Below are 21,985 nucleotides of genomic sequence, written 5' to 3'. Positions count from 1 at the left end.
TGCTGATCCCAGCAGGTCTAGGCCGGCACCCCGTCGGCGGGGGTGCTGACCAACGTGCCGATTCTTTCACCACTCACCGCGCGGGCGATGTTCCCCTCGGTGAGCAGGTTGAACACGATGATCGGCATGTTGTTGTCCATGCAGAGGCTGAACGCCGTCGCGTCGGCGACCTTGAGGTCCCGCTCCAGCACCTCGCGGTGGGTGATCTCGCGGAACATCTCGGCGGTGGGGTCGGCCTTGGGGTCCGCGGTGTAGACGCCGTCGACGGCCTTGGCCATCAGCACGGCCTCGCACCCGAGCTCGAGCGCCCGCTGCGCCGCCGCGGTGTCGGTGGAGAAGTACGGCATGCCGACCCCGGCGCCGAAGATCACGACGCGCCCCTTCTCCAGGTGCCGCTCGGCGCGGCGCGGGATGTAGGGCTCGGCGACCTGGCCCATCGTGATGGCGGTCTGCACGCGGGTGGGGAGGCCTTCCTTCTCCAGGAAGTCCTGCAGCGCCAAGCAGTTCATCACGGTGCCCAGCATCGCCATGTAGTCGGCGCGGTCGCGGTCCATGCCGCGCTGCGAGAGCTCCGCGCCGCGGAAGTAGTTGCCGCCACCGATCACGACCGCGACCTGGACGCCGGTGCGGGCGACGTCGGCGATCTGCTGCGCGACCGAGTGGACGACATCCGGATCGACGCCGATCGAACCACCGCCGAACATTTCGCCGCCCAGCTTCAGCAGCACCCGCCGGTAGCCACCTTCGACCCGGTCACCCATCTATGTCGCCTCCTACGCCCCTCGACCGCTGCAACTTCTCTGGACCCGACAGTGCCCCGTCCCCGATGGACGGAGACGGGGCACTGTGGGTGTGAAACCTACGCCCTGGCCTGAACTCAGGCCTGGCCGACCTCGAACCGCGCGAACTTGGTCAGCGTCACGCCGGCCTCGTCGAGCAGGGCCTTGACGGTCTTCTTGTTGTCCTTGACCGACGGCTGCTCGAGCAGGACGTTGTCCTTGTAGTACGCGTTGACCTTGCCCTCGACGATCTTCGGCAGCGCCTGCTCCGGCTTGCCTTCCTCGCGAGCGGTCTGGTCGGCGATGCGGCGCTCGTTCTCGATGATCTCGGCGGGCACCTCGTCGCGGGTCAGGTACTTCGCGCGCAGCGCGGCGACCTGCATGGCGGCACCGCGGGCGGCGTCGGCGTCGTCACCGGTGTACTCGACGAGCACGCCGACGGCCGGCGGCAGGTCCGAGCCACGGCGGTGCAGGTAGGTCGCGGTCTGGCCCTCGAAGGCCACGACGCGGCGCAGCTCGAGCTTCTCGCCGATGCGGGCGGACAGCTCCTGGACGACCTCGTTGACGGTCTTGCCGTCGAGCTCGGCACCCTTGAGCGCCTCGACGTCGTTGGTCTTGAGGGTCTTCGCGACCTCGACGATCTTCGCGGCGAGCGCCTGGAAGTCGGCGTTCTTCGCGACGAAGTCGGTCTCGGAGTCGAGCTCGATGAGGACGCCGCCGTCGCCGGTGACCAGGCCCTCGGCGGTGGCGCGCTCGGCGCGCTTGCCGACGTCCTTGGCGCCCTTGATGCGGAGGAACTCGACGGCCTTCTCGAAGTCGCCGTCGTTCTCCTCCAGCGCCTTCTTGCAGTCCATCATGCCGGCGCCGGTCATCTCGCGCAGGCGCTTCACGTCAGCGGCGGTGTAGTTCGCCATTCTGGTAAATCCGTCCTTTGCAGGAAATCTGTGGGTTGCTACGCCGGTGCGGCCCCCCCCAAAAGGGCCGGCCGCACGGGCGGTGGGACATCAGGAGGAGGCGGTCGCCTGCTCGGTGGCGGCCTCGGTCGCGGCAGCGGCCTCGGTCGCGTCGGCGGCGGCGGTCTCGGAGCCGGCGAGCAGCTCCTTCTCCCACTCGGCCAGCGGCTCGTCGGCGGCGACGCCCGGCTCCGGCTTCGAGTCGGCCGAAGCACCGTTGCGGCTGGAGCGCTGCATCAGACCGGCGGCCGCGGCCTCGGCGACGACCTTGGTCAGCAGCGCGGCCGACCGGATCGCGTCATCGTTGCCCGGGATCGGGTAGTCGACCTCGTCCGGGTCGCAGTTGGTGTCCAGGATCGCGACGACCGGGATGTTCAGCTTCCGAGCCTCGCCGACGGCGATGTGCTCCTTCTTCGTGTCGACGATCCACACGATGCTCGGCACCTTGGCCATGTCGCGGATACCGCCGAGGGTCTTCTCGAGCTTGTCCTTCTCACGGGTGAGCGTGAGGATCTCGCGCTTGGTCAGACCTTCGAAGCCGCCGGTCTGCTCGCGCGACTCGAGCTCCTTCAGGCGCAGGAGGCGCTTGTGGACGGTCTGGAAGTTGGTCAGCATGCCGCCGAGCCAGCGCTGGTTCACGTAGGGCATGCCCACGCGCGAGGCTTCGGCCGCGATGGCTTCCTGAGCCTGCTTCTTGGTGCCGACGAACATGATCGTGCCACCGTGCGCGACGGTTTCCTTGATGAACTCGAAGGCGCGGTCGATGTAGGTCAGCGTCTGCTGCAGGTCGATGATGTAGATGCCGTTGCGCTCGGTGAAGATGTAGCGCTTCATCTTCGGGTTCCACCGACGGGTCTGGTGCCCGAAGTGCACGCCGCTGTCGAGCAGCTGCTTCATGGTGACGACGGCCATTGCCGGAATCAACCTCTTCTGTGTCGCGCGCGCCCGCTGGACGCGCTGCTCGGTTTTGTCGCTCGCGGCCGGGTGGCCGTTCGCCCTGGTGCCCGTGCCGGAGCCCGGACCCTGAGGGCTGAGAACCCCAGGGACCGCCGGACCCCGTGCGTCTCCCGCGGTAGGAAAAAATCGAGGGAACGCGCACGTGCACGCGAAGTCAGCCCGCTCACGCGGACCGCGCAGAAGATTCTACCCCCTGCCACCAGCCCCTCCCCCACCGGCGGCCGAGTTGTCCACACCGCCTCCGGAACGGCCCGAGTTGTCCACAGATTCGCGACCGGGCCCCCATGCCGGCTCGGGGTGCCGCAGGCTGGAGCCATGGAGTTGATCAACGGTTTCCGGTGGCAGGTGAAGGGTCGCGTTTGGGGTGCGATTGGCCTGGTCACGACGGGTTTTCTGGTCGGCGTCGGCGTGGTTGTTGCGGCGCCGGCGGCCTCGGGCTGGGCGGCCGGCCCGAGCGCGGCGGTGGGGTCGGCCGGGCTGGGGATGCCTCACGGTGCGGCCGGCGGGTTCAGGCCACCACCGGCCCCACCGCCCCGAACGGGTGAGCCCCCACCGTCGGCGGCCGAAGGGTGGCTGGGCGAGCGCGCGAGAGCCGAGCTGACGACGGCGGACGAGGGGGCCGCCACGCTCGGATCGACCCCGCCCGCCTCCACCAACCGGCTTCTGGTCGCACCGAGGACGGTCGCGCCCGGAGTGGCAGGACCGCCGCTGGCCGTGCCTTGGGCAGCCGCGCCCTACCCTCCGGCGGCCACGCCCTGGCCCGCCGCGCCTTACCCTCCGGCTGCCGCACCCTGGGCCGCCGCGCCTGACCCTCTGACGGCCGTGCCCTGGGGCGCGGCGCCTCACCCTCCGACAGCGGCGCCGTGGGCCGCGGCGCCTGACCCTCCGGCGGCCATGCCCTGGCCCGGCGCGCCCTACCCTCCGGCGGCCGCACCCTGGGCAGCCGCGGCTCAACCGGCGCCAGCTGCGGCCTGGACCACCGCACTCGTGGCGAGCCCGCCCTGGCCGGCCTCGGCCACCTGGACCTCGCCGGATTTCCTGCCAGCGGTGCCTCAAGGGCGGCTCTCCTGGCCGTTGTCACCCGTTCCGGTGGTCACCAAGTACTTCGATGCCCCCGAAACGCCCTACGGCGCCGGCCACCGGGGCGTCGACCTGGCCGCCGTTCCCGGGCAGGAGGTGCTCGCGGCCGATGCCGGGGTCGTCGTCTTCGCGGGGCTCGTCGGCGGGCGGCCCGTCATGTCCGTCGACCACGACGGGGGCCTGCGGACCACCTACGAGCCCGTCGAACCGAAGGTCGCCGTCGGGGACCAGGTCTATCGCGGGCAGGTGCTCGGGACCGTCCTCGCCGGCCATCCCGGCTGCGCGATTGCCGCCTGCCTGCACTGGGGTGTGCGGCGGGGCGACGAGTACGTCGATCCCCTCGCCCTCACCGGCGAGCTCGGCGAGTTCCGCCTCAAGCCGTGGGGAGGTGGGCCCTGATCAGGCGCCGGTCTGCTCGACCAGCTTGGCGCGCAGCCGCATGACCGCCCGCGTGTGCAGCTGGCTGACCCGCGACTCCGTCACGCCGAGGACCTTGCCGATCTCGGCGAGGGTCAGGCTCTCGAAGTAGTAGAGGCTGACCACGATCTTGTCGCGCTCGGTCAGCTGCGCGATCGCCTGCGCGAGCTGGCGGCGGTTGTCCTGGTCGACGAGCACCGCGACCGGGTCGACGGCGTCGTCGTCGGGCAGCGTGTCGACCAGCGAGCCGCTGTCCTTGCCCGCGGCCACCAGGTCCTCCAGTGCGACGACGCTGGTCAGCTGCAGCTGGCCGTAGAAGTCGCGCAGGTCGTCGAGGCCGATGCCCAGCTCGGCGGCGAGCTCGGCGTCGGTCGGGGTGCGGTTCAGGCGGGCGCCGAGCCGCTCCATCGCGCGCTCGGCCTCCTTGGCCTTGCTGCGGACCGCGCGCGGCACCCAGTCCTGCGAACGGAGGTCGTCGAGGATCGCGCCGCGGATGCGCTGCATCGCGTACGTCTCGAAGCGCAGGCCGCGCTCGGGGTCGAACTTCTCGATCGCGTCGACGAGGCCGAAGATGCCGGACTGCACGAGGTCACCGACGTCGACGTGGGTCGGCAGGCCGGTGCCGACCCGGCCCGCGACGTACTTGACCAGCGGGGCGTAGTGCAGCACGAGCCGATCGCGCGACGCCTGGTCGGGGCTGTCGGCGAACTGCCGCCACAGCGCCGCGATCCCGGCGTCGACGTCGTAGCCGGCGCGCGATTCCGCGGGCGCGGCGGAGTCACCGTGAGTGGTCACTCCGGTGGCTTCGGTCACGTGCGGTCCTGCGGTCATTGCACAGTCGTTCTCGGCATGCGGCTCAGTGTCGTCTCCGTGCTCGTGCGGATGCGCGTGCGCCGCCGGGCCCGCTGATGACGACCCCGGCGAGACTCCCCGGGCCGCCTCAGGCCCTGGGGTGCGCTCGGTCATGGATCGCTTTCAACCGGTCGACGGTCACATGAGTGTAGAGCTGCGTCGTGGCAAGCGTAGCGTGACCGAGCAGTTCCTGAACGCTCCTGAGATCGGCACCCCCCTCCAGCAGATGCGTCGCCGCCGAATGCCGCAGGCCGTGAGGCCCCATGTCGAGCGCTCCGGGCACCGCCGAGACGGCGTCGTGCACCACCCGGCGCACCGCCCGCGGGTCGACCCGTTTTCCCCGGACACCGAGGAAAAGCGCGGGCTCGACGCCGTCACCGGCGGTTTCCGCGACGATCTTCGGCCGCCCCTCGGTGATCCAGTCGTCGAGCGCTTGCGCCGCCGGGACGCCGAACGGCACCACGCGTTCCTTGCCGCCCTTGCCGAGGACCGTCACGACACGACGGGAGAAGTCGGCTCCACCGAGGTCCAACCCGCACAACTCGGACACGCGGATGCCGGTGGCGTAGAGCAGTTCGACGATCGCGCGATCACGCAGGGCGACCGGATCGCGTTCGGCCGCCCCGGCCGCCGACGCCTGCATGACCTCCCCCGCCTGCGCGGCGCGCAGCACCCCCGGCAGGGTGCGGTGCGCCCGCGGCGCGGCCAGCCGGCCACCGGGGTCGGTCGCGAGGACGCCGGTGCGGTGCGCCCAGGCGGTGAAGGTCCGCGCCGACGCGGCCCGCCGCGCGAGTGTCGTCCGGCTGGCCCCACCGGTCTGCTGGGCGGCGAGCCACGACCGCAGCCGCGCGAGGTCCAGCTCGGCGAGCGCGCCACCGCCGTCCACGACGAACCCGAGCAGCGACACCGCATCGCCGACGTACGCCCGGACGGTGTGCGCGGACAGGCCGCGTTCGAGCCCGAGGTGCCGTTCGTACCCGGTGACGACGTCCTGGACCGGCTCGGGCAGCCCGGCCCGGAGCGCGCGCAGGTCCGGACGGCGGCCCCGGCCGGAGTGTGATGGCGGCGGCATGGATGTCACGCTGCGCGAACAACCGCCTCCGGTCAAGGATCGCCACGCGGGCACACCGGACCGGCCGAACACCTTCGACGATTTCGCCCGGATTTCGTGGCGTTCACGCGCTTTCCCTCCGTCGTCGCCAGCCCGCGTCGCCGCGGACGGCGAATCCGTCGATCTCCAACGCGGGCAACAGGGCCCGCACTTTCCGCAGCGGCAGTCCGGATTCGGCCGCGATTTCGGAGTCGGACCGGTCGGCGCGTGCGGCGAGCGCCTCGTAGGCGCGCAACGCCTCGGGGCCCAGCCGGTCGGTCGGGCGTTTCGGCCGGGCGGTCGGGTCTTCGGCGATGCCGAAGCGGCCGACGGTCTCGAGGATCTCGTCGACGGTCGAGACGAGCGTCGCGCGGGAGTCGCGGATCAGGTCATGGCAGCCGACGGACATCCCCGACGAGATCGGCCCCGGCACGGCCATGACGACCTTCCCGAGGGCCCCGGCGGTGCTGGCCGTGTTGCGCGCACCGCTGCGTTTCCCGGCTTCGACGACCAAGGTGCCCTCGGTGAGGGCCGCGATCAGCCGGTTGCGGACCAGGAACCGGTGGCGGGCGGGCGGCGTGCCGGGCGGGTATTCGCTGACGACGGCACCGCCGTTGCGGACGATCCGGTTCAGCAGCCCGACGTGGCCGGCCGGGTAGCCGGCATCGACGGCGCAGCCGAGCACCGCGACGGTGACCCCCGACGCGGCGAGCGCACCGCGGTGGGCGGCGCCGTCGATGCCGTAGGCCGCGCCCGAGAAGACGGGAACGCCCCGGGTGGCCAGGCCGTAGGCCAGCTCGGCGGCGTGGTGCTCGCCGTACTCGGTCGCCGCCCGAGCCCCGACCACGGCGACGGCGCGGTCGGCGGCGGTGCCCAGCGCGACCTCGCCGGAGACCCACAGCGCGAGCGGAGGAACGGCTTCGGACACACCGCGCCGAGCCGCTTGCTCGAGGGCGAGCAGCGGCCAGGCGGGCCACTCGTCGTCTTCCGGGACGACGAGCCGAGCACCGGCCGCGGTGGCTCGCGCGAAGTCCTGGTCGACGAGGTCGTACTCACGGCGCGCCTCGGTCGCCTTGAGCACTTCGGGCGGACAGTCGCCTCGACGGACCCGGGCGGCCGCGTCGACCGGGCCATGCGCGGCGACAAAGGCGCTCAGCGCCGCGGCCGGCGGTTCCGCGACCCGCAGGAGGTAGGCGCGGGCCCGGCGCAGCTCGTCGGCGCTCATGCCGCCACCCGCTCGCGGAACGCAAGGGCCGAGCTGACCTGGTCGGCGCCGGGGCGGGGTTCGCCGTCCAGATCGGCCAAGGTCCAGGCGATGCGCAGGCAGCGGTCGGCGCCGCGGCCGCTCAAGGCACCTCGGTCCAGAGCCCGGTCCAGGAGGACGGTCGCATCCGGTGGCAGTGTGAACTTCCGCCTCAGGGCCGGCCCGGGAACCTCCGAGTTCGACCGCCAGCCGTGCTCACTCCACCGTCGCGCGGCGCGCTCGCGCGCCTGCAGCACCCGGCCGCGGACCGTTTCCGAGGACTCCGCCGGCCCGGTGTCGTGCGCGCTTATCGCGCTCAACGGCCGCAGCCGAACCCGCAGGTCGACGCGGTCCAGCAGCGGTCCGGACAGCCGGCCCAGGTAGCGCCGCCGCGCTGTCGGCGAGCACACGCAGTCAGCGTCCTTCGGTGGTGCGCACGCGCACGGGTTCGCCGCCAGCACCAGCTGGAACCGCGCCGGGTAGGTGATCGCGCCCTTCACCCGCGCGATGCGCACCTCGCCCTCTTCGAGCACCGTCCGCAGCGACTCGAGGCATTGGCCGCCGAACTCGCAGACCTCGTCCAGGAACAGCACGCCGCGGTGGGCGCGGCTGATCGCCCCGGGCATCGCGATTCCGCTCCCGCCCCCGATGAGAGCGGCGATGGAGATCGAATGGTGGGGTGCGACGAACGGCGGCACGGTGACCAGCGGCGAGGACTTCGACAGCGAGCCGTCGACCGAATGGACCGCCGTCACTTCCAACGACTCGTCGGACGACAACCGCGGCAACAGGCCCGGCAGCCGCTTCGCCAGCATCGTCTTCCCGACGCCTGGTGGCCCCGTGAGCAGGAGGTGGTGGCCGCCCGCCGCGGCGACCTCCAGCCCCCACCGTGCCTCCGGCTGGCCGACCACGTCGGCCAGGTCGGGAGTTTCGGGTGCCGCAGCCGGGGAAGGTGGGGACGGCGCCGGGAGGTCGAGCTCGCTCTTCAACCACGCCACCAGGTCTCGCAGGTGCGGCGCTCCCGCGACGTCGATGCCGTCCACCAGGGCGGCCTCCGCCAGGGAGTCCTGCGGCACGACGGCGCGCCCGTACCCCGCGGCGCGCGCCGCCAGCAGGCCGGGCAGGATGCCGCGGACCGCGCGGATCCGCCCGTCCAACGCGAGTTCGCCCAGCAGCACAGTGCCGAGCAGCCGCGTTGTCGGCACGGCGCCCGTCGCCGCGAGGATCGCGGCCGCGATACCGAGGTCGTACGCCGAACCGACCTTCGGCAGGTTCGCCGGCGAGAGCCCGAGGGTGACCTTGCCGTCGGGCCACGGCTGGCCCGAGTTGCGGATGGCGGACCGGACGCGGTCCTTGGCTTCGCGCAGCCCGGCGTCGGGAAGCCCGACGAGGGTGACCCGGCTGAGCCCGCCGCCCAGATCCGCCTCGATCTCGATGATCCGGCCGTCGATCCCCAGGAGGGCGGCGGACCAGGCTTTGGCGATCGGCATCAGAACGCCGCCTCGATGTGCTGGACGCGGGGGCGCCTGCCCGGCTCCGCGAGGATCGTCACGACGTCGTAGCGGACTGGGCACCAGCCGATCCGGAACTCGCGCAGCCAGCGCTCCGCCGCCCGGCGTACGCGGCCCGCCTTCTCTTCCGTCACCGTCTCCGAGGGCAAGCCGAACTCGGTGCCCGTGCGCGTCTTGACCTCGCAGAACACGACGCGGGTGCGGTCGGTGAGGATCAGGTCGATCTCGCCTTCGCGGCAGCGCCAGTTGCGGCCCAGCAGGACCAAGCCGCTGTCCTGCAGATGCCGGGACGCCAGGTCTTCGCCCCACGTGCCCAGGTCGCGGCGGTGTCTTGCGAGCTGGTCGGTGCCCGTCATCGTGTCGCCCCCTCGTCGGTGCGCCCGTCACCGGGGCGGTCCCGGCGATCACGGTGCGTGTGCGTTCGACGATGCCAGGGGGCGGCACGGCGAAACCAGACCGGAATCGCCGGGCTGTGGACAACCGGGGGTATGTGGACAACTCGTCCACGGATCGCCGCGGGACGGCCGGAACTGTCGGGCCGCTGTGCTACGGGCGCGAAGAAAAACCCGCGCCGGTTCGTCCAGGACTGGACGAACCGGCGCGGGTGACGAAACGGGAGCTCAGCCCGAGAACGGGCCGTCCTCGGGCAACCTCAGGTCCGGCTTGTCCAGCTCTTCGACGTTGACGTCCTTGAACGTGATGACCCGGACGTGCTTGACGAACCGGGCGGGGCGGTACATGTCCCAGACCCACGCGTCGGACATGCGGACCTCGAAGTACACCTCGCCGCCGCCGTCGCGGACCTGGACGTCGACCGCGTTCGCCAGGTAGAACCGCCGCTCGGTCTCCACCACGTACGAGAACTGGCCGACGATGTCGCGGTACTCGCGGTACAGCGAGAGCTCCATCTCGGTCTCGTACTTCTCGAGATCCTCTGCGCTCATGAAATCCGCGCCCCTCCTCGGGCTCGTGCTGCTCCGGCGGAGCGTTCATTGTGACCCACATCCGCGCCCGGGGCATGCAGCGGCAGGCTGAGTTGTGGCTCGAGTGCCTCGTCGAGGACGGCGGTCAGGCTCGCCGCGGCCCCGGACTCCATGGCCTTCTCCAGCGCCGCGTACGTCAGGACGACCGGCCGCGAAGGCCGCAAGCCGTGCTTGACGGCCACTGTCGCGACGTTCGTGTACGACCACCGGTGGACGTCGCTGGGGCCGTGCTCGCGCAGCGCCGCCAGGTGGTCGGACGTGCTGTAACCCTTGTGCACGTCGAAACCGTAGTGCGGGAGGTCGTCGTGGTAGCCCGCCATGATGCGGTCCCGCGTCACCTTCGCCAGCACCGACGCGGCCGCGATGCACGCCACCGAGCGGTCGCCCTTGATCACCGCCGCGTTCGGCGCCGTCAGGCCCGGGACCCGGAACCCGTCGGTCAGGATGTAACCCGGCGACACGCGCAGCGCCGCCGCGGCGCGCCGCATGCCCTCCAGGTTCATCACCCGGATGCCGTAGAGATCGACCTCGGCCGTCGGGATGACGATCACGGAGTAGTCGACGGCCCGCTTGAGGATCAGGTCGTAGACCCGGTCGCGCGCCTTGGCCGTCATCAGCTTCGAGTCCGTCAGCTCGGTGAGCTTCGCGTCCCCCTGCTTGAGCACGCAGGCCGCGACCACCAGCGGCCCCGCGCACGCCCCGGCGCCGGCTTCGTCCACACCGGCGACCGGGCCGAGGCCACGGCGGTCGAGCGCGCCCTGCAGCCCCCAGAAGAGGTCGCCGCGCACCACGGCCCGCGGCGGCCGGATGGGCTCGGCCGCGGTGAGGGGAACGGGAAGAGTCAAGGCTGGATCACCCGTCTGCCGACACGGATCGGGGTGGCTAGCGTTTCCGGCGCAGTCCGGACTTGAGCTTGCGCCCCACGAAGAGCGCGGGCCAGGCCGCCGCGACGCCGGCGCCGAGCGGGATGCCGCTCTGCCAGGCCGGCGCGCCGAGCGCCACCGGCTGGGCCGCTTCCTGCGGGTTGTGGTCGGTGATCCCGCCCCACCGGCTCGGCGGCAGGACGATGATCCGCGCCTTGCCGATGATGTTGTCCACGGGGACCGCGCCGTTCACGCCGCCGCCGCCCTGGAACCGGGAGTCGTCGGAGTTGTTCCGGTTGTCGCCCATGACCCAGACCGTCCCCGCGGGGACCTTGACCGGTTCGAAGGGACGCTCCGTCTGGTTGGCCGCGTCTTCCCAGTGGACGTACGGCTCGTCGAGCCCCTTGCCGTCCACGACGACCCGGCCCTGCGTGTCGCAGCACTGGACGGTCTGGCCGCCGACCGCGATCACGCGCTTGACGAAGTCGCGCTCGTCCGGCGGGGCGAACCCGACCAGCGAGCCCAGACCGCGCAGGCCCTGGACGACGATGTTGCTCGACTCCTGGGGCGCGATCTCGTTGTTGACCCACGCCGGCGGACCCTTGAACACGATCACGTCGCCCGGCGAGGGCTCGGTGAAGTCGTAGGTGACCCGGTCCACGAGGATCCGGTCACCGGTGCAGCCGGGGCACCCGTGCAGGGTGGCCTCCATGGACCCCGAGGGGATCATGAAGACCTTCGCGAGGAATGTCTGGATCAGGATCGTGAGCACCAAGGCGATCACGAGCAGGATCGGCAGTTCCTTCCAGAACGACCGTTTCTTGGCGGGCTTGGCTCGCCGCCGTCGGGACCCCCCGCGCTCCTCGGAGCGGGACCGCCTCGGCTGGTCCTCTTCGGAGCGATCGGGGTCATCCTCAGGAGCGTTCTGGGACACGGGTTCGGCCACGTCGTCAGGCTACCGGTAACCGGGTTGTGACTCAGTTAGCCGAGGCCGTCTCGCGGTTCTCGCGGCGCTCCTTGATCTTGGCCTTCTTGCCGCGCAGGTCGCGCAGGTAGTACAGCTTCGCGCGCCGCACGTCACCGCGCTTGTGGACCTCGACCTCGGCGATGTTCGGCGAGTGCACCGGGAAGGTGCGCTCCACGCCGACACCGAAGGAAATCTTGCGAACGGTGAAGGTCTCCCGGATGCCACCGCCCTGACGACGGATGACCACGCCCTGGAAGACCTGGTTGCGCTCGCGGTTGCCCTCGATGACGCGGACACTCACCTTGAGCGTGTCGCCCGGGCGGAAGTCCGGGATGTCGGAACGCAGCGACTGCTTGTCCAGCGCGTCCAGGGTGTTCATCGGTGGTCCGTCCTCGTCTTCGTATGGCTTGCGTACACGTCCCCAGGCGCGCAACGGTGCCGCTGCGGGCGACCCGGGGGGCTGATGGCGGGCTCGTGAACGAGGAGGTCCACTCACGCCAACCTGTCAAGTATTACAGACCGGGATCGGGCGGCGGGAACCGGCCCTGAGCCTGCTCGGGGTCCAAGCCCTCCAGGACCCCTCGATCGTGCTTGTCGAGACTACCTTCCGGCAGGCCGGCCAGGAGATCGGGGCGGCGTCGGGCCGTCCGCTCCAGGGCCTGGTCGCGCCGCCAGCGGTCGATCAGCGCGTGGTTGCCGGAGCGCAGGACGTCCGGCACCGCCAGGTCCCGCCACACCTCCGGGCGGGTGTAGCTGGGCCCTTCCAGCAGACCGTCGGAGAACGAGTCCTCGGCGGCCGAACGCGCGTTGCCGAGCACGCCGGGCAGCAGCCGGACGACGGCCTCGACGATGACCAGCACCGCCGCCTCGCCGCCGACCAGCACGTAGTCGCCGATCGACACCTCGTCGACCGGCATCCGGCGCGCGGCGTCGTCGACGACCCGCTGGTCGATGCCCTCGTAGCGGCCGCAGGCGAACACCAGGTGCTTTTCCCCGGCGTACGCGTGCGCCAGCTCCTGCGTGAACGGTTTGCCCGCCGGCGTCGGCACGACGAGCCGCGTCTCGGAACTGCAGACGTCGTCCAGGGCCGGGCCCCAGATCTGCGGCTTCATCACCATGCCGGGCCCGCCGCCGTACGGCGCGTCGTCGACCGCGCGGTGGACGTCGTGGGTCCAGTCGCGCAGGTCGTGCACGCCGACCTCGATGAGACCGCGGTCGATCGCCCGGCCCAGCAGCGCGGCGCGCAGCGGGTCGAGGTACTCGGGGAAGATCGTGACGACGTCGATGCGCACCCGGTCACCAGTTCCAGTACTCGGTGGCCTCGGCGTGCCACGGCGATTCGACCTGCTGGTCGATCGTGAAGGCCATGCCGAGCCCCTGCGCGATCCGGATGTCCCGGCGCTCGGTCTCGTGGATCGGCGAGCCGGCCGGGAGGTCCTTGTCGTCCCACCAGGACTCGCTCTGCGCGATGCAGGTCCGCGCACCGAACCGGGCGGACGCGCACGGCGCCGGCGCGTGCCAGGTCTGCTCGTGCTTGAAGAGGAACGTCCTGCCGCTGCTCTGCTCGGTGACGGTCCCGTTCGCGACGAGCCGGTAGTCCGAGGACGGCACGGTCCACCGGACGTAGTGCTGCTGTCCCCCGTGCGACGGGATCGGCGTGCAGGCACTCCCCCGGCAGAGCGACTCGCCGGTCACGCGTTCGGTGTAGTAGGTGCCGTTGCCGCCCCAACCGTCGAGCAGCACCCAGTCGCCGTCGCGGACGAAGTGCTCCGCGTAGGACGGCGGCCAGGTGACCGGGTCACCCCAGGAGATCTGCGATTCGGTCGCCGATTGCGGCGACCAGGCCCACTGGTACGCCTTCTCCCCCGGCGGCGCGTACTGGCCCGCGCTGCGCTGGAACATCAGCGAGAAGTCGCCGTAGGTCGGGCCGGCCGCCTGGGCCGGGGGCGCGAAGACCGAGACGATCAGCAGTGCCGCGAGAACGGCCGTCCAGCGCCTCATGCGTCGAGCAGGCCTTCCGGCGGGTCGAGCACGACCCGGCCGCCGTCGACGTCCACCGTGGGCACGATCGCCCGGACGAACGGGACCAGCACCTCGCGGCCGTCGACGTCCAGTTCCAGCAGCTCGCCCGCGGGCGAGTGGACGACCTCGACGACCTTGCCGACGACCGTCCCGTCGGCCAGCTCGGCCCGCAGGCCGGCCAGCTCGTGGTCGTAGAACTCGTCCGGGTCCGACGTGGGCGGCAGCGTGTCGGTGTCGGCGAGCAGGAGCGCGCCCCGCAGCGTCTCGGCGACGTCGCGCGTCAGCACCTCCTCGAAACGCACCAGCAGCCGCCCGCTGTGTTCGCGGGCGGCTGCGATGGTGAGTTCCCTCTTGCTGCCGTCACGCAGCTTCGTCGTCACGGCCGCGCCGATCCGGAACCGCTCGTCCGGCGAGTCCGTGCGCACGTCCACCGCGAGTTCCCCGCGGATGCCGTGCGCCTTGGCGATGCGGCCGACTACGACGTCCATCCTGACCGTTTTCCGAAGAGGCTCAGCGATCGGTGTCGACGACGTCCACGCGGACGCCGCGGCCACCGATGCCGCCCATGACGGTGCGCAGGGCGGTCGCCGTGCGACCACCCCGGCCGATCACCTTGCCGAGGTCGTCGGGGTGCACGTGCACCTCGAGCGTGCGGCCACGGCGCGTGGTCAGCAGCTCGACCCGGACCTCGTCCGGGTTGTCGACGATCCCGCGCACCAGGTGCTCGAGGGAGTCAGCCAGAAAGCTCACTCGGCCTTCTCACCCTCGGCGGCTTCGGCCTTCTCGGCCTCGGCCTTCTTGGGGGCGGACTTCTTCTTCGGCGTGGTGGCCTCGCCGGAGGGCTCCTCGCCGGCCGCGGCGAGCGCCGCGTTGAACAGGTCCTGCTTGGACGGCTTCGGCTCGGCCACCTTCAGGGTGCCCTCGGCGCCCGGCAGGCCCTTGAACTTCTGCCAGTCACCGGTGATCTCCAGCAGGCGCTGGACCGGCTCGGTCGGCTGCGCGCCGACACCCAGCCAGTACTGGGCGCGCTCGGAGACGACCTCGATCAGGCTCGGCTCTTCCTTCGGGTGGTACTTGCCGATCGTCTCGATGGCCTTGCCGTCCCGGCGGGTGCGCGCGTCGGCGACGATGATGCGGTAGTACGGCGCACGGATCTTGCCGAGGCGCTGCAGCTTGATCTTGACGGCCACGGGTGTGGGTTCTCCTCGAGTCTCTCTGGTGCTGGGCTGGGCGCACGCGGGCCGAGTGGGGACACGGACGCGGGCACCCGAAGGTCAGGAGCTTTCGCGCGGTGAGAGGGTCCGGCGGAAGCAGGCAGTGACCCATTCTGCCAGATGGCACCCGCGCACTCAGAAAGAGGCCACCCCGAGCGCCCCGAGCAGGATGGTCAGCGCCGGGAGGAAGTTGTTCACCTGGTGCGCGACGATACTGGCCGGCAGCCGGCCGGTGACCAGCCGGGCCAGGCCGATCGGCACCGCGATGACCAGCAGCAACGTCGTCCGCAGCGGCTCGAGGTGGCTGGCCGCGAACACCGCCGTCGACAGCAGGAACGCCGCGACGCGGCCCCAGCGCTCACTGCGCCACTGCAGCTGTTCGGCGGCGCCCCAGAGCAGGCCGCGGTAGATGATCTCTTCGCAGATCGGGCCGAGCAGCCAGAGGTAGACGAACATCACGACGGCGGCCGAGATGGACATCTTCCGGTCCTCGACCAGCGCGCTGATCGCCGATGTCGCGTTGGCGTTGCCGACCAGCTGCGTCCACAGGTACGCGCCGAGGGTGGTGAAAACGAGGCCGATGCAGCCGTAGCGGAACCCCGTGCGGACGTCGGCCCAGCGCCACTCCAGCCGCAGGTCGGCGACGGGACCGTTGCCGCGCAGGTAGGTGATCAGCACCGCGACGCCGGCCGCGATCATCGTCGGCAGCATGGTGCCGAGCAGCACGACCCGGATCGGCAGCGGGCCGGGACCGGTGTCGCCGACCAGCACCGACACGAACGCCGCCGACGCGAGCAGCACGGCCTCGACGAGCAGGAAGGCCCCGAAGCCCCAGCGGTGCCGCCGCTCGGGCTCGAGGAACGCGGCCGGCTCCTCGGGTTCCGGCAGCGCGTCGGAAGCCGGGTCCCGGGGCTGGGAAGTGGTCACGCCTGGCCCTCCGCGGTCGCTCGGCTCCTGCCGACGAGCCTAGCGGCCGCAAAGTGATCGCACAGTATCCGTCCGACTACTGTCCACGATCTTCGCAACACTCAGTGCGCGACGAACAGCAGCACCGCGGGCGGCAGGTTGTTGGCCGCGTGGGCGATCACCCCGGCGCTCACCCGGCCGGACAGGTGGCGGGCCAGCCCGATCGCCATGCCCTGGCCGATGAGCGCGATCGTGCGCGTCGGCTCGCCGTGCAGCTGGGCGAACACCACCGAGGTGATCAGGAGCACCACCCACGGCGGGATCCGGTGGAACGCCAGCGCCTTCCACAACGTGCCGCGGACCAGCAGCTCCTCGGTGATCGGCGCGCCCGCGATGACGATCACCGCGGCGAGCACCAGCCAGACCGTGTCGCCGTCGAAGGTGTCGGCGAGGTCGGTCAGCGGGCTGTCGGAGGCGTCGTCGGCGCCGTAGACGGCGATCAGCACGAGGTTGAGCCCGTAGCCGACGACCAGCGCGAGCGCGCCGCAGGCGAGGCCGATCCGGACGTCGCGCCAGGTCGGCTTCAGCCCGAAGTCGGCGCGCAGGCCCTCGCCCCAGCGCCACGAGCCCGCCGCCGGGCCGAGGCCGAGCAGCAGGTTGGGCACGAACGCCAGGAGCAGCAGCGGGCCGATGTCGTGCAGCTCGAGGGGGTCGAACTCGCCGACGTTGCGGTTGACCGCCGCGGCGATGATCAGGTTGATCAGGTAGTAGCCGGCGATCCCCGCGAAGAACGCCACGAAACACCAATGCGCCCCCAGCACGCGCCGTGCGCCGTCGTCGTCCGTCACGGGTCCAACGCTAAAGTGCCGACCCCGCAAGGAAAACAGCGGGGGTCACGCGTACACGACGCCGCCGAGCACGATGTGCTCCGGGTGCCGCAGGACGCCCAGGTCCTCGCGCGGATCGCTCGCGTAGACGAGCAGGTCGGCGGGCGCGCCGTCGGCGATGCCCGGGTGGCCGAGCCAGTCGCGGGCGGCCCAGGACGCGCTCGCCAGCGCCGCCTCGCGGGTCATGCCCGCGCGGTGCAGCGCCTCGATCTCGTCGACGAGCCTGCCGTGCTCGACCATGCCGCCCGCGTCGCTGCCCGCGAAGACGCGTACGCCCGCTTCGATCGCCGTCGCGACCATCTCGCCGACGCCGGCGTGCAGCGCCCGCATGTGCGCGGCATACGTCGGGTACTTGCCCGCCTTGTCCGCGATGCCCGGGAAGTTCTCGATGTTGATCAGCGTCGGGACCAGCGCGACGTCGTGGCGCGCCAGCTCGGCGAGCTGGTCGCCGCTCAGGCCGGTGCCGTGTTCGAGGCAGTCGATGCCGGACGCGATCAGGCCGGGCAGCGCGGCTTCGCCGAACACGTGGGCGGTGACGCGGGCGCCGTTCTCGTGCGCGACCTTGACGGCTTCGGCCAGGACGTCGTCCGGCCACAGCGGCGCGAGGTCGCCCACGCCGCGGTCGATCCAGTCGCCGACGAGCTTGACCCAGCCGTCACCGTCCCGCGCCTGCTCGGCGACGGCGTCCGGCAGCTGCGAGGCATCTTCCAGCTCGACGCCGAGACCCGGGATGTAGCGCTTGGCCAGCGCCAGGTGCCGGCCCGCGCGGATGATCGTCGGCAGGTCGGCCCGCTCCTGCAGCGGCCGGACGTCGATCGGCAGCCCGCAGTCGCGGATCAGCAGCGTCCCCGCGGCGCGGTCGGTGAGCGCCTGCTCGGTCGCCTCTTCGAGCGAGACGGGGCCGCCGACGCCGATGCCGGGGTGGCAATGCGCGTCGACCAGACCCGGCACCAGGAAGACGTCCCGGCCCAGCGTCTCGGCGTCCGGCACCGGCTCGAACGAGATCCGGCCGCCGGTGATCCACAGTTCGCGGGACTCGCCGCCGGGCAGGACCACCCCGGCAGCGTGCAGCGCGGTGCTCAATTGTCCTTGGGGTTCTTCGGGAGCTTGAACTTCGACGGGTCGAAGCCCGGGACGTCGTTCATGCCGCCCAGCTGCGAGAGGTCGGGCATGCCGCCCGGCATCTGCCCGCCCGGGGGCAGCATCGGCATGCCGCCGGGGAAGCCGCCGCGGACCTTGGGCTGCGTCGGGCCGCGGCCCTTCTTGCCCTTCTTGCCCTTGCGCGACTTCGAGCCGCCCCCGCCGCCGAAACCGAACCGGCCGGCCATCTGGGCCATCATCTTGCGGGCCTCGAAGAACCGGTTGACCAGGTCGTTGACCTCGCGGACGGTGACGCCCGACCCGTTCGCGATGCGCAGCCGGCGCGAGCCGTTGATCATCTTCGGGTCTTCGCGCTCGGCCGGGGTCATGCCGCGGATGATCGCCTGCAGCCTGTCCAGGTGCTTGTCGTCGACCTGGGCCAGCTGGTCCTTCATCTGGCCGGCGCCCGGGAGCATGCCGAGCAGGTTGCCGATCGGGCCCATCTTGCGGACCGCGAGCATCTGCTCGAGGAAGTCCTCCAGGGTGAGCTGGCCGCTGGACAGCTTCGCCGCGGCCTTCTCGGCCTGGTTCTGGTCGAAGGCCTGCTCGGCCTGCTCGATCAGGGTGAGGACGTCACCCATGCCGAGGATCCGCGACGCCATCCGGTCCGGGTGGAAGGTGTCGAAGTCCTCGAGCTTCTCGCCGTTGGAGGCGAAGAGGATCGGCTGGCCGGTGATCTCGCGGACGCTCAGCGCGGCACCACCGCGGGCGTCGCCGTCGAGCTTGGTGAGCACGACGCCGGAGAAGCCGACGCCGTCCTGGAACGCCTGGGCCGTGGTCACGGCGTCCTGGCCGATCATCGCGTCGACGACGAACAGGACCTCGTCCGGGCTCACCGCGTCGCGGATGTCCGCGGCCTGCTTCATCAGCTCTTCGTCGACACCCAGGCGGCCCGCGGTGTCGACGACGACGACGTCGTGCTGCGCGTGCTTGGCCTCGGCGATGGCGCGGCGGGCGACGTCGACCGGGTCGCCGACGCCGTTGCCCGGCTCGGGCGCGAACGTGACGACGCCGGCGCGCTCGCCGACGACCTGCAGCTGCGTGACGGCGTTCGGGCGCTGGAGGTCGCAGGCCACCAGCATCGGCGTGTGGCCCTGCTTCTTCAGCCAGAGCGCGAGCTTGCCGGCGAGCGTCGTCTTACCGGCACCCTGCAGACCGGCGAGCATGATCACGGTCGGCGGGTTCTTGGCCAGGTTCAGCCGGCGCGTCTCGCCGCCGAGGATGCCCACGAGCTCCTCGTTGACGATCTTGATGACCTGCTGCGCGGGGTTGAGGGCCTGGGAGACCTCGGCGCCCTTCGCCCGCTCCTTGATCTTCGCGATGAAGGTCTTGACCACGCCGAGGGCGACGTCGGCCTCCAGCAGCGCGATCCGGATCTCGCGCGCGGTGGCGTCGATGTCGGCGTCGGACAGCTTCCCCTTGCGCGTGAGCGTCTGCAGGGCGGCGGTGAGCCGATCGGACAGGGTGTCGAACACGGGTGTGCACGCTCCAGCTGGGTCGAGAGTGGCGCGCCGGGCGAGGCCGGCCCTCCCGAGGGTAGTCGCTCCAGCTCCTCGGCCTCACGGGTACACGCACCTCATAAGCGTATGAGTACTACTTTCCCGAGTACTTCCGGAAATTCATTGGCTATCCCTCCACAGGTAAGTAAACATACGTGTATGACCTCTGCGACCAGACCCCGGCCGTCGCTCGCCGAACCGGCCGCCGATACCGACGAGCCGGTACCCCTCCGGCGGATCGCCGGCCTCTTCCGCGCCCACCGCCGGCCCCTCGCCGCGCTGTTCGCGCTGATCGTCGTGCAGGCCGGGCTCGGCGTCGCCTCGCCGTTCCTCCTGCGCGAGATCCTCGACGACGCCCTCCCCCACCGCGACACGCTGCTGCTGAGCCTCCTGGCCGGCGGGATGATCGCCTGCGCGGTCGGCAGCGCGTCGCTGGGCGTGGCCACCACCGGGCTGTCCAACACGATCGGGCAGCGCGTGATGAACGAGCTGCGCGTGGCGGTCTACGGCCACCTGCAGCGGATGTCGCTCGGCTTCTTCACCCGGACGAAGAGCGGCGAAGTGCTCTCGCGGGTCTTCAACGACATCGGCGGCGTCGACAACGTCATCACCACCACTGCCGGGTCGATGGTGCAGAACCTGACGACGACGACCGCCATCACGGTGGCCCTGATCCTGCTCGACTGGCAGCTCGCGGCGCTCTCGCTGATCGTCGTCCCGCTGTTCCTGCTGTTCACGCTGCGGCTGGGCAAGAAGCGGCGGAACCTCGCCCGCGGCCGGACCCGGCGGATGGCCCGGCTGACGACGATGGTCGAGGAGTCCCTGTCGGTCACCGGCGTGCTGCTCGCCAAGACGATGGGCAACGAACGGGCGATGCGCGAGCGGTTCGGCGCCGAGTCGCGGGAGATCGCGTCCCTCGAACGCGCGGCCGCGCTGGCCGGCCGCTGGCAGATCGCGTCGCGGGCGATGAGCCTGACCGTCATCCCGGCGCTGGTCTACTGGATCGCCGGGCTGGCGCTGGCCGGCGGGGCGGCGCCGATCTCGCTCGGCACCGTCGTGGCGTTCACCAGCATGCTCAACCGGCTGGTCGCGCCGGCCAGCGCCATGCAGACCATCGGGCAGAACGTGGCGACGTCGAAGGCGCTGTTCGGGCGCATCTTCGAAGTCCTCGACCTGCCGGTGGAGATCAGCGACAAGCCCGGCGCCGGCACGCTGGAGGTGCGCCGCGGCGACGTCGCGATGCGCGGGGTCTCGTTCCGCTACGACGAATCTGACACAGCGGGGCCGCTGACCCTGCAGGACATCGACCTCGACGTCCCGGCCGGGACCACGACGGCGCTCGTCGGCTCGACCGGCTCCGGCAAGACGACGCTGGCCTACCTGGTGGCCCGGCTGTACGAGGTGAGCGACGGCTCGGTGACGATCGACGGCACCGACGTCCGCGACGTCACCCTGGCCTCGCTCGCCGCCGGCGTCGGGATGGTGTCGCAGGAGACGTACCTGTTCCACGACACCGTCCGCGAGAACCTGCGGTTCGCGAAGCCGGACGCGACCGACGAGGAGATCGAGGCCGCCGCGAAGGCCGCGCACATCCACGACACCCTCGCCGGGCTGCCGGAGGGCTACGACACCGTCGTCGGCCAGCGCGGCTACCGCTTCTCCGGCGGCGAGAAGCAGCGGATGGCGATCGCGCGGATCCTGCTGCGCAACCCACCGGTGCTCATCCTCGACGAGGCGACCAGCGCGCTCGACACGCACACGGAACGCTCGGTCCAGGCCGAGCTCGACCGGCTCGCCGCGGGCCGCACGACGCTGACGATCGCGCACCGGCTGTCCACTGTGGAGCACGCCGACCAGATCGTCGTGCTGCACGAGGGCCGGATCGTCGAACGCGGGACGCACGACGACCTGCTGGCGCGCGACGGGCGTTATGCCCGGCTGGTCCGGGGAACCGCCTAACCTGGGGCCATGCAGCCCGAACCCGACGTCGCACCCCCGGTCAGCGCGGACCCGGAGCTGGCCGACCTGGCCCGCCGGGTCCGCGAGGGCGTCGGACGGCTGAACTGGCGGATGCGCGCGGAGCGGGACCCGAACGGCCCGGGCCCGGCGGTGCTGGCGGTGCTGAGCAGGCTCTACCGGGCGGGCACGCACACGCCGACCGAGCTGGCCGAGGCGGAACGGCTGCAGCCGCAGTCGCTGACGCGGATCCTCGCTTGGGTGACCGAGCGCGAGCTCGTGACGCGCACGCCTGACCCGCGGGACGGGCGCCGCTCACTGGTGAGCATCACGCCGGCCGGGCTGGCGGTGCTGCGCGAGTACAGCGTCCGGCGCGAGCGGTGGCTGGCCGGCGCGATCGAGGCGACGCTCTCGCCGACCGAACGGCAGCTGCTGAGCCTGGCCTCGGAACTGATGTTGCGGGTGGCGGACGCCTAAAGCCGCCGCGGAGACCCCTCGATCCCTCCACGGCGGCTTCGGCGTTCGCGCCGCCTCCCCGCGGTGCGATGCGGGTTCCGGGAACGGGCCGCTCCTCCGTCGGCCCGCCCCGGAACCCTGGTCCCCGGACGGCTCACCTCCCCAGGGGCCGTCCGGTTCTCCCCCTGCCGGCGGTCCGGTACCCGCTGG

The 21,985-nt window shown here is 71.6% G+C and carries 24 protein-coding genes; 3 read left to right on the top strand and 21 right to left on the bottom strand.

Annotated features, from left to right (window positions below; translation table 11 throughout):
* Positions 1-17: 17 nt before the first annotated feature.
* The 3 genes from pyrH to rpsB form a co-directional block, all read right to left on the bottom strand.
* Positions 18-761 carry a UMP kinase gene (gene pyrH / locus ACIRSS_RS37685; protein ID WP_003065595.1) on the bottom strand — a complete coding sequence of 248 codons (744 nt, stop codon included), beginning with the start codon at positions 759-761 and terminating at the stop codon, positions 18-20.
* A gap of 116 nt (positions 762-877) precedes the next feature.
* Positions 878-1,693 carry a translation elongation factor Ts gene (gene tsf, locus ACIRSS_RS37680; RefSeq protein WP_400903722.1) on the bottom strand — a complete coding sequence of 272 codons (816 nt, stop codon included), beginning with the start codon at positions 1,691-1,693 and terminating at the stop codon, positions 878-880.
* Between the two features lie 90 nt (positions 1,694-1,783).
* Positions 1,784-2,644 (bottom strand): 30S ribosomal protein S2, encoded by an 861-nt coding sequence (rpsB, locus tag ACIRSS_RS37675; protein WP_400903721.1) that lies wholly within the window; start codon positions 2,642-2,644, stop codon positions 1,784-1,786.
* 1,083 nt (positions 2,645-3,727) lie between these two features.
* On the opposite strand from rpsB, the gene ACIRSS_RS37670 reads away from it, so the two are divergent.
* Positions 3,728-4,168, top strand: a complete 441-nt coding sequence (locus ACIRSS_RS37670; protein WP_400904044.1) for a M23 family metallopeptidase — start codon at positions 3,728-3,730, stop codon at positions 4,166-4,168.
* Here the strand turns inward: ACIRSS_RS37670 and ACIRSS_RS37665 are convergent, their stop codons facing one another.
* The 18 genes from ACIRSS_RS37665 to ffh form a co-directional block, all read right to left on the bottom strand.
* Positions 4,169-5,017 carry a FliA/WhiG family RNA polymerase sigma factor gene (locus tag ACIRSS_RS37665; RefSeq protein ID WP_400903719.1) on the bottom strand — a complete coding sequence of 283 codons (849 nt, stop codon included), beginning with the start codon at positions 5,015-5,017 and terminating at the stop codon, positions 4,169-4,171. It lies immediately after the preceding gene.
* A gap of 109 nt (positions 5,018-5,126) precedes the next feature.
* Entirely contained in the window at positions 5,127-6,110 is a 984-nt protein-coding gene (locus ACIRSS_RS37660; RefSeq protein ID WP_400903717.1) for a tyrosine recombinase XerC, read from the bottom strand.
* Positions 6,111-6,213: 103 nt separating this feature from the next.
* On the bottom strand, positions 6,214-7,353 hold the full coding sequence (dprA, locus tag ACIRSS_RS37655) for a DNA-processing protein DprA (RefSeq protein WP_400903715.1): 1,140 nt from the start codon (positions 7,351-7,353) through the stop codon (positions 6,214-6,216).
* Positions 7,350-8,861 carry a YifB family Mg chelatase-like AAA ATPase gene (locus ACIRSS_RS37650; RefSeq protein ID WP_400903713.1) on the bottom strand — a complete coding sequence of 504 codons (1,512 nt, stop codon included), beginning with the start codon at positions 8,859-8,861 and terminating at the stop codon, positions 7,350-7,352. The genes dprA and ACIRSS_RS37650 overlap by 4 nt, the downstream gene beginning before the upstream one ends.
* A complete protein-coding gene (locus ACIRSS_RS37645) occupies positions 8,861-9,238 on the bottom strand; it encodes a YraN family protein (RefSeq protein ID WP_400903712.1) in 378 nt (125 codons plus the stop codon). The genes ACIRSS_RS37650 and ACIRSS_RS37645 overlap by 1 nt, the downstream gene beginning before the upstream one ends.
* Before the next feature lie 264 nt (positions 9,239-9,502).
* Positions 9,503-9,826, bottom strand: a complete 324-nt coding sequence (locus ACIRSS_RS37640; protein WP_003096226.1) for a DUF2469 domain-containing protein — start codon at positions 9,824-9,826, stop codon at positions 9,503-9,505.
* Positions 9,823-10,656: a ribonuclease HII gene (locus ACIRSS_RS37635; RefSeq protein WP_400904043.1), complete on the bottom strand. Its 834-nt coding sequence runs from the start codon at positions 10,654-10,656 to the stop codon at positions 9,823-9,825. Before ACIRSS_RS37635 ends, ACIRSS_RS37640 begins: the two co-directional genes overlap by 4 nt.
* 91 nt (positions 10,657-10,747) lie before the next feature.
* The gene (gene lepB / locus ACIRSS_RS37630; RefSeq protein ID WP_400903711.1) at positions 10,748-11,674 is read right to left on the bottom strand and encodes a signal peptidase I; all 927 of its coding nucleotides are present in this window, start codon (positions 11,672-11,674) and stop codon (positions 10,748-10,750) included.
* Positions 11,675-11,705: 31 nt separating this feature from the next.
* A complete protein-coding gene (rplS, locus tag ACIRSS_RS37625) occupies positions 11,706-12,074 on the bottom strand; it encodes a 50S ribosomal protein L19 (RefSeq protein ID WP_003103119.1) in 369 nt (122 codons plus the stop codon).
* A gap of 133 nt (positions 12,075-12,207) precedes the next feature.
* Positions 12,208-12,987, bottom strand: coding sequence for a tRNA (guanosine(37)-N1)-methyltransferase TrmD (gene trmD, locus ACIRSS_RS37620; RefSeq protein WP_400903710.1), 780 nt, complete (start codon positions 12,985-12,987; stop codon positions 12,208-12,210).
* Positions 12,988-12,991: 4 nt separating this feature from the next.
* Positions 12,992-13,696: a hypothetical protein gene (locus ACIRSS_RS37615; RefSeq protein WP_400903708.1), complete on the bottom strand. Its 705-nt coding sequence runs from the start codon at positions 13,694-13,696 to the stop codon at positions 12,992-12,994.
* Complete coding sequence (gene rimM, locus ACIRSS_RS37610; protein WP_400903706.1) at positions 13,693-14,205, bottom strand: ribosome maturation factor RimM; 513 nt, start codon at positions 14,203-14,205, stop codon at positions 13,693-13,695. The genes ACIRSS_RS37615 and rimM overlap by 4 nt, the downstream gene beginning before the upstream one ends.
* 22 nt (positions 14,206-14,227) lie before the next feature.
* Positions 14,228-14,467 (bottom strand): RNA-binding protein, encoded by a 240-nt coding sequence (locus ACIRSS_RS37605; protein ID WP_003103110.1) that lies wholly within the window; start codon positions 14,465-14,467, stop codon positions 14,228-14,230.
* Entirely contained in the window at positions 14,464-14,907 is a 444-nt protein-coding gene (gene rpsP, locus ACIRSS_RS37600) for a 30S ribosomal protein S16 (RefSeq protein WP_400903705.1), read from the bottom strand. The genes ACIRSS_RS37605 and rpsP overlap by 4 nt, the downstream gene beginning before the upstream one ends.
* A 159-nt stretch (positions 14,908-15,066) precedes the next feature.
* Complete coding sequence (locus tag ACIRSS_RS37595) at positions 15,067-15,858, bottom strand: lysostaphin resistance A-like protein (RefSeq protein WP_400903703.1); 792 nt, start codon at positions 15,856-15,858, stop codon at positions 15,067-15,069.
* Between the two features lie 101 nt (positions 15,859-15,959).
* Entirely contained in the window at positions 15,960-16,685 is a 726-nt protein-coding gene (locus tag ACIRSS_RS37590) for a lysostaphin resistance A-like protein (protein ID WP_400903701.1), read from the bottom strand.
* Between the two features lie 45 nt (positions 16,686-16,730).
* Positions 16,731-17,807, bottom strand: coding sequence for an amidohydrolase family protein (locus ACIRSS_RS37585; RefSeq protein ID WP_400903699.1), 1,077 nt, complete (start codon positions 17,805-17,807; stop codon positions 16,731-16,733).
* A complete protein-coding gene (gene ffh, locus ACIRSS_RS37580; RefSeq protein WP_400903697.1) occupies positions 17,804-19,339 on the bottom strand; it encodes a signal recognition particle protein in 1,536 nt (511 codons plus the stop codon). The genes ACIRSS_RS37585 and ffh overlap by 4 nt, the downstream gene beginning before the upstream one ends.
* 183 nt (positions 19,340-19,522) lie before the next feature.
* On the opposite strand from ffh, the gene ACIRSS_RS37575 reads away from it, so the two are divergent.
* Together ACIRSS_RS37575 and ACIRSS_RS37570 are read left to right on the top strand one after the other, a co-directional pair.
* Positions 19,523-21,322, top strand: coding sequence for an ABC transporter ATP-binding protein (locus ACIRSS_RS37575; protein ID WP_400903696.1), 1,800 nt, complete (start codon positions 19,523-19,525; stop codon positions 21,320-21,322).
* 9 nt (positions 21,323-21,331) lie between these two features.
* The gene (locus ACIRSS_RS37570; protein WP_400903694.1) at positions 21,332-21,796 is read left to right on the top strand and encodes a MarR family winged helix-turn-helix transcriptional regulator; all 465 of its coding nucleotides are present in this window, start codon (positions 21,332-21,334) and stop codon (positions 21,794-21,796) included.
* Positions 21,797-21,985 lie beyond the last annotated feature (189 nt).

Origin of the sequence: Amycolatopsis sp. NPDC101161, from assembly GCF_044768185.1 — a bacterium.
Classification (GTDB): Bacteria; Actinomycetota; Actinomycetes; order Mycobacteriales; family Pseudonocardiaceae; genus Amycolatopsis.
Note: the sequence above shows the minus strand (reverse complement) of the source record. Positions and strands in the feature narration are given on the sequence as shown.

What these genes read in the sequence shown, in the direction of transcription:
- pyrH (WP_003065595.1), bottom strand. Translation starts at nt 761, where the DNA reads ATGGGTGACCGGGTCGAAGGTGGCTACCGGCGGGTGCTGCTGAAGCTG.
- tsf (WP_400903722.1), bottom strand. Translation starts at nt 1,693, where the DNA reads ATGGCGAACTACACCGCCGCTGACGTGAAGCGCCTGCGCGAGATGACC.
- rpsB (WP_400903721.1), bottom strand. Translation starts at nt 2,644, where the DNA reads ATGGCCGTCGTCACCATGAAGCAGCTGCTCGACAGCGGCGTGCACTTC.
- ACIRSS_RS37665 (WP_400903719.1), bottom strand. Translation starts at nt 5,017, where the DNA reads ATGACCGCAGGACCGCACGTGACCGAAGCCACCGGAGTGACCACTCAC.
- ACIRSS_RS37660 (WP_400903717.1), bottom strand. Translation starts at nt 6,110, where the DNA reads ATGCCGCCGCCATCACACTCCGGCCGGGGCCGCCGTCCGGACCTGCGC.
- dprA (WP_400903715.1), bottom strand. Translation starts at nt 7,353, where the DNA reads ATGAGCGCCGACGAGCTGCGCCGGGCCCGCGCCTACCTCCTGCGGGTC.
- ACIRSS_RS37650 (WP_400903713.1), bottom strand. Translation starts at nt 8,861, where the DNA reads ATGCCGATCGCCAAAGCCTGGTCCGCCGCCCTCCTGGGGATCGACGGC.
- ACIRSS_RS37645 (WP_400903712.1), bottom strand. Translation starts at nt 9,238, where the DNA reads ATGACGGGCACCGACCAGCTCGCAAGACACCGCCGCGACCTGGGCACG.
- ACIRSS_RS37640 (WP_003096226.1), bottom strand. Translation starts at nt 9,826, where the DNA reads ATGAGCGCAGAGGATCTCGAGAAGTACGAGACCGAGATGGAGCTCTCG.
- rplS (WP_003103119.1), bottom strand. Translation starts at nt 12,074, where the DNA reads ATGAACACCCTGGACGCGCTGGACAAGCAGTCGCTGCGTTCCGACATC.
- ACIRSS_RS37615 (WP_400903708.1), bottom strand. Translation starts at nt 13,696, where the DNA reads ATGAGGCGCTGGACGGCCGTTCTCGCGGCACTGCTGATCGTCTCGGTC.
- rimM (WP_400903706.1), bottom strand. Translation starts at nt 14,205, where the DNA reads ATGGACGTCGTAGTCGGCCGCATCGCCAAGGCGCACGGCATCCGCGGG.
- ACIRSS_RS37575 (WP_400903696.1), top strand. Translation starts at nt 19,523, where the DNA reads ATGACCTCTGCGACCAGACCCCGGCCGTCGCTCGCCGAACCGGCCGCC.
- ACIRSS_RS37570 (WP_400903694.1), top strand. Translation starts at nt 21,332, where the DNA reads ATGCAGCCCGAACCCGACGTCGCACCCCCGGTCAGCGCGGACCCGGAG.